The following is a 3,137-nucleotide window of genomic DNA, read 5'->3' on the forward strand; positions in this document are numbered from 1 at the left end:
GTACTCTTCTGAAATAATATGCTAAATTTTTTGCATATTGTAAAGGAGGAGTTTTTTTATGCTTTGTATTTACGATTTTGAGATTGAGCTTGAGGAATACGCATTAAAAGAAAGAAGGAATGAATTTCCGGTATTTGATCGATGTCCCAATTGTAACGGCATCGCCCAGGGAAATCTACATAGAAATGGTTATTACTGGAGGTACGGGATTAATGAGCACGATGAGGCATTTCATATCCCAATTTGTCGATTAAGGTGTTTAGCTTGTAAAGCTAATATCTCCATCCTGCCAAGCTTTCTTATTCCTTATTATCAGCACACTTTATATACGATTGTTGATCGGGTACGTCAATTTCTGGAGGGGAAGAAAGTAATTGGATGTCGCCAGCAGCTGGCTCAGCACATTAAGCGTTTTTGCGAAGGAATCCATTGGATTCATAGTTTTTTTGTGGACATAGGTCATCAAATTGGGCTATCTAATGATAGTAAAAAAGAGGCCCAAAAATATATGAAAATGATCCTCGATATTGGCATATCACCCTTCTTTCGAAGGAGTTGGGGTCACTTATCATCATATTTTATGGGCAAATTAATTCTACCATATTTGAGGTACAAAAAAAATTATAATTGTCCCACATAAATCTTGCCTATGAATTTTTTGGCGAAAAAAGTAGAATAAAAGCAATGGATAACCGGTTGTCCTTCTATCAAAAGGAGGAAAATTCAATGGATGAAAAAACACGGGAGGAAATTGCTTTATTTCGTTATGGATTGATTGCCCCATTGTTGAATGGGCAGATAGAAGCAAAGGAATATTTCCAACAAATGGAGGGGAAAGTTCATTCTATTCCATACTACGGGGAACGAAAGGTTGCGGCTAAAACGATGCAGGAATGGTTGCTTCATTATAGAAGAAATGGATTTGATGCGTTAAAGCCAAAGTCTCGCTCTGATCGTGGTGATTCTAGGAGACTATCTCCGGATGACAAGGATCATATTCTGGAAGTAAGAAGAGATTTTCTTCATATGCCAGTTAGCGTGTTCTACGAACAGCTTATCCAGCGTGGAGAGATTATAAAAAATCAAGTTTCTTATGCCACTATAAACCGTTTATTGAAAAAACATAAACTGGCTGGTCGGAATCATATGAGTTTTCATCCAGAAAAAGAACGGAAGCGCTTTTCATATGACAAAGTGAATGTATTATGGCAGGCAGATCTATCGCATGGCCCATATATTTCAATCAATGGGAAAGCTAAAAAGACGTTTCTTATAGCCTATATTGATGACTGTTCAAGGCTTGTCCCTTATGCGCAATTCTTCATTTCTGAGAAGTTTGATGGGTTACGGGAAGTGACGAGGGAGGCGTTAATACGACGTGGTAAGCCAACCATTATTTACGCAGATAACGGAAAGATTTATCGGTCAGAAACGCTACAGTATGCATGTGCCCAATTGGGTATTACGTTAGCTCACACACAACCATATGACCCCAAAGCGAAGGGTAAAATTGAACGACTATTTAAAACGATACAAACACGGTTCTACCCGTTATTAAAATCGGATCCAGTTAACTCCCTAGAGGAATTAAACAAGAGGTTTTGGGAATGGTTGGAGGTGGATTACCATCGTAAAAAGCATGCGTCGCTTAACGGTAAAACACCACATCAACTATTCCAATCACAATTGGATAATATCACGTTTATAGAGGATTTGTCCATTTTAGACAATATCTTTTTAAAGCGTGCAGTGCGTAAAGTGAAGTTGGATGGAACAATTACATTGGAAAAAAGGTTATATGAAGTGCCTTCTCAATATATTGGGCAGAAAATTGAAATTCGAATGGATGAACAGGCTGTATATGTTTTTGAAGACGGCAAAAAGATAACGAAGGCTATCCCAGTTACCATGCATGATAACGCCCATGTCAAACGTGGCCAATCACCGTTCGCGGTTTCTGATACTTCTCATCATGGGGAGGAATTAGATCGTGTATAAACCATTTTATTCATTGGCAAAAGAACCATTTTCTAAGGATATGCGTCCAACAGATGCCTTTCCATCCAAGGGCTATCGGGAAGCATTGAACGGCCTTGAATATTTACAAAAGTCCAAAGGAATTGGTTTGGTTATTGGTGATCCCGGTGCCGGAAAAACATTTACCTTGCGATCATTTAAGGATTCCCTTAATCCCGCACTGTATCATGTGATCTATTTTCCCTTATCCACTGGAGGAGTGATGGATTTTTACCGAGGTTTAGCTTATGGTTTGGGAGAAGAACCAAAGTTTCGTAAGGTAGATTTATTCCGTCAGATTCAACAAGGAATTGAAAGAATGAATCGGGAACGAAAAGTCACGCCGGTTTTTATTTTGGATGAAATGCATATGGCAAAAGATGCCTTTTTACAAGATTTGGCGATTCTTTTTAATTTTCATATGGATTCATCGAATCCGTTTATTCTTATAATAGCCGGGTTACCGCATTTGAAAACTAGGTTGAATTTAAATCATCATCGACCGTTGTCACAGCGAATCGTTATGCGATATCAGTTACAACCATTAGACAAAGACGATGTGCATTCTTATGTAGAGCACCATTTAAAACTAGCCGGTGCCAAGATGCCAATTTTCACAGCATCTGCCCTTGAAGCCATTGCCTTACGATCACAGGGCTGGCCACGTGTCATCAACACGTTAACGATTAATTCTCTTCTATATGGAGCGCAACTAAAAAAAGAGCAAATTGATGATGAAATCGTTCAAATGGCCGTTGAGGAAAGTGGTTTATAGTGCTGACAGGAATTATGGCTTTTGATGAGAATGTGCAGGAATGGAAGATATGGATTGGCCATGATGTGTTTGGAATATCCGCGGGAATGGATTTCGAAATCTGCATAGACTGTTATTATTACAAAGCAATTTTTGAAAAAGATTATTTCGATTGGTTTGTGACAATCGAGGATGATGTAGGATTTTCATTGCGTTTAGTAGAAACATATAAGGTAAGGGTCCAAGAGAAAGAATTGAATCCAATAGTTGATCTCCCTTTTTAAACAAGGGGGATCTTTTTATAAATGCCAATCTGAAATATTTCGCCTATTTATTTTCAAATCTGAAATAAAGTGAGTAAAATTGC

4 protein-coding genes are annotated in these 3,137 nt (G+C 38.2%); all 4 read left to right on the forward strand.

The window, feature by feature from the left end:
* Positions 1-58: 58 nt before the first annotated feature.
* The 4 genes from IEV74_RS19515 (at position 59) to IEV74_RS19530 (ending at position 3,054) form a co-directional block, all read left to right on the forward strand.
* Positions 59-640: a DUF6431 domain-containing protein gene (locus tag IEV74_RS19515; protein ID WP_188457020.1), complete on the forward strand. Its 582-nt coding sequence runs from the start codon at positions 59-61 to the stop codon at positions 638-640.
* Positions 641-726: 86 nt separating this feature from the next.
* A complete protein-coding gene (locus IEV74_RS19520) occupies positions 727-1,998 on the forward strand; it encodes a TnsB C-terminal domain-containing protein (protein ID WP_188457021.1) in 1,272 nt (423 codons plus the stop codon).
* On the forward strand, positions 1,991-2,791 hold the full coding sequence (locus IEV74_RS19525) for an ExeA family protein (protein WP_188457022.1): 801 nt from the start codon (positions 1,991-1,993) through the stop codon (positions 2,789-2,791). The genes IEV74_RS19520 and IEV74_RS19525 overlap by 8 nt, the downstream gene beginning before the upstream one ends.
* A gap of 14 nt (positions 2,792-2,805) precedes the next feature.
* Positions 2,806-3,054, forward strand: coding sequence for a DUF5348 domain-containing protein (locus IEV74_RS19530; protein ID WP_188457023.1), 249 nt, complete (start codon positions 2,806-2,808; stop codon positions 3,052-3,054).
* The last annotated feature ends 83 nt before the right edge of the window (positions 3,055-3,137 follow it).

This window comes from Virgibacillus oceani (assembly GCF_014638995.1).
Lineage (GTDB): Bacteria > Bacillota > Bacilli > Bacillales > Amphibacillaceae > Virgibacillus_E > Virgibacillus_E oceani.

Coding starts and splice junctions, on each gene's coding strand:
- IEV74_RS19515 (WP_188457020.1), top strand. CDS start 59: ATGCTTTGTATTTACGATTTTGAGATTGAGCTTGAGGAATACGCATTA.
- IEV74_RS19520 (WP_188457021.1), top strand. CDS start 727: ATGGATGAAAAAACACGGGAGGAAATTGCTTTATTTCGTTATGGATTG.
- IEV74_RS19530 (WP_188457023.1), top strand. CDS start 2,806: ATGGCTTTTGATGAGAATGTGCAGGAATGGAAGATATGGATTGGCCAT.